Genomic DNA, 2,095 nt, shown 5'->3' with positions numbered 1-2,095 from the left:
CCTTTGCCGTGATGTAGCTGCCTGAGGCCTTGCCGCGTGCCGTTGAGGGACTCGATCCCATTGCCGACGGTGCCGCCGCAGCAGGTCCGGGCAAGCTGGAAGCCGCCAGCGCGCTGGCGGCGGCCGCGCTGCCSASCAGCAGGTTRCGTCGCGATACRCCTTKRTYGAGGCTGCGAWYTGAAGACATGGTAAGACTCCTTTCTTAGCGCGTGAGCGCGCCGCTGCGTTATATATGACCAGTCGTCTATTTAAAAATGCAAAAAAATTTCAGTACAACAACCGCTTCAGCGTGACTTGCTGAAATCGTCGGCAGGCGTCGCCATTGCGCTCGACCTTGCTGCGCAGGACCGCCCCCTCCCAGGCTTCGATGATGATGGACGCGAGCTGCGCGGAATCACAGTCCGCCGGCAGTTCCTGGCGCAGCCTGGCCTCATCAAGGCAGGCTGTGATGAGGCCTTCCCAGCGCGCCAGAATGCGCTCCAGAGCAACTCGAACTTCACCGCTGGTATTGGACAATTCGAGGGAAAGGTTGCCCACAAGGCACCCCAGCGTGAATTCTTCTGCCGCGTGGTCCCCTACCAGCAACTCGAACAGCTTTTCGATCCTGGCCAACGGCGTAATGCGCGCGTCGTACATCACTTTGCCGTGGCATTGTTCAATGGAATCCCAATAGGCTTCGAGCACTTCGGCGGCAAAGGCCTCCTTGCTGTCGAAGTAGCTGTAGAAGGATCCCTTGGGAACCACTGCGGCAGCTACGATGTCCTGCACGCCAGATCCGTTGAAGCCGGACCTGTGAATAACACGGCCGCCGTCGATRAGCAGGCGGTTACGGATCTCGGGGTTGGCGGGTCTTGGCATGTCGAAATGGTCAATGAGGGGATGGAAGGAACAATAGACGACTGGTTGTCTATTTGTCAAGCATCCGTTGACGATCGTCTACGCTTTCAGCGCGCGCATCAGCTCCGCAACCAGGCGATCGGCCTCGGACTGGCTGCGGAGATTGGTAAAGCCCATCATCAAGCCACGCCGCCCGGGCGCACCGTGCCGCCACGCGGTCAGCGAATCCTCGATGATCCACGCCCCCTGCTCACCGGCCCGGTCGAGCAGTTCGACGCGCCGTTGCAGTGTCAGTGCGACGCCGGTCGGGCTCTGATGCGAAGGCGTCACCACGGCCAGGCGCGCCTTCGGAAAGTGCTGACGCCCAAATTCTGACTTCTTCGGCAACCTCCGCGCTGCGTAGCAGCGCCATCGCGTGCTGGTAAAACTCTTGGCCCACCTCGGTCATGGCGAACTGGCGCGATGTCCGGTTGATGAGTCGAACGCCCGGCGAGCGTGAAACGGCGCCCAACGGCCGAAAAACTTGATGAAGTGGCGCGCGGCCTCCGGATTGTAAAGAAACAGAGTCCATCAGCCGCACTGGCAGAAGATGCGCCAATCTCACGGTAAGTACTTCAGCAGCCTGCTAGAGGACAATACCGTGCTCTGCCGCTGGCTCGGGAACATCGCTCTTCTCGCCAAGCATATCCATGAGTTCGCGTTCAATCTTCCGGCAGATCTGTGCCATGGGCACGTCATTGGCGTTTCCTTCGAACGGGTTCTCCGTGCTTTCGCCAACCTGCTCCAGCGCGAGGTACATCCACGAGATCATAGTGCTGAATGGAATGACCAGCCAGATCATGTTGCCATGCATGAAGCCTGAAACGCTGGCATTGATCTTTTCGAATTCCGTAAGAATGCCAAAAGGCAGCAGCAGACAAAAAGTACGGACAAAGAGCTTATTGATGACCGCATATTGCCTGGGATACGGATAGTCCTTGATACGCTCCGCCCGTCCTTGCTGCGCGAAGAAGCCCTTGATGGATCCTCCCAACTCCAAATAGAAGGCATTGCCGATCTCGCCGGCATCAAGGAACCGCTTGATCGTCGCCGACTGTGTTCCCAGCAACCGGGTTGTCTTGCTTTCGGCATGCTGAAGCGAGTCGAGTTCGGCCTGCGGCAGATACCGCGCAAGCGCCTGTTCCAATGGAGTCTCCCACTCTGGAACCCGGTAGTACTTTCGATACTCCACGTTCGATACCTTCCACGTTCGATACCT

Annotated in this window: 3 protein-coding genes; all 3 read right to left on the bottom strand. The window is 58.5% G+C overall.

From position 1 onward, the window contains the following. Positions 1 to 267 precede the first annotated feature (267 nt). The gene (locus AC1DKD_RS40885) at positions 268 to 858 is read right to left on the bottom strand and encodes a TetR/AcrR family transcriptional regulator (RefSeq protein ID WP_441631931.1); all 591 of its coding nucleotides are present in this window, start codon (positions 856 to 858) and stop codon (positions 268 to 270) included. A 78-nt stretch (positions 859 to 936) separates the two neighbouring features. Then, on the bottom strand, positions 937 to 1,224 hold the full coding sequence (locus tag AC1DKD_RS40880) for a hypothetical protein (protein ID WP_441631933.1): 288 nt from the start codon (positions 1,222 to 1,224) through the stop codon (positions 937 to 939). Between the two features lie 238 nt (positions 1,225 to 1,462). Beyond that, positions 1,463 to 2,095 (bottom strand): bestrophin family protein (locus AC1DKD_RS40875; protein WP_477144709.1); only part of this gene is annotated, 633 nt, incomplete at its 5' end.

Source organism: Cupriavidus sp. 05T313 (genome assembly GCF_056396665.1).
This window is presented reverse-complemented; position numbering and strand designations above follow the sequence as displayed.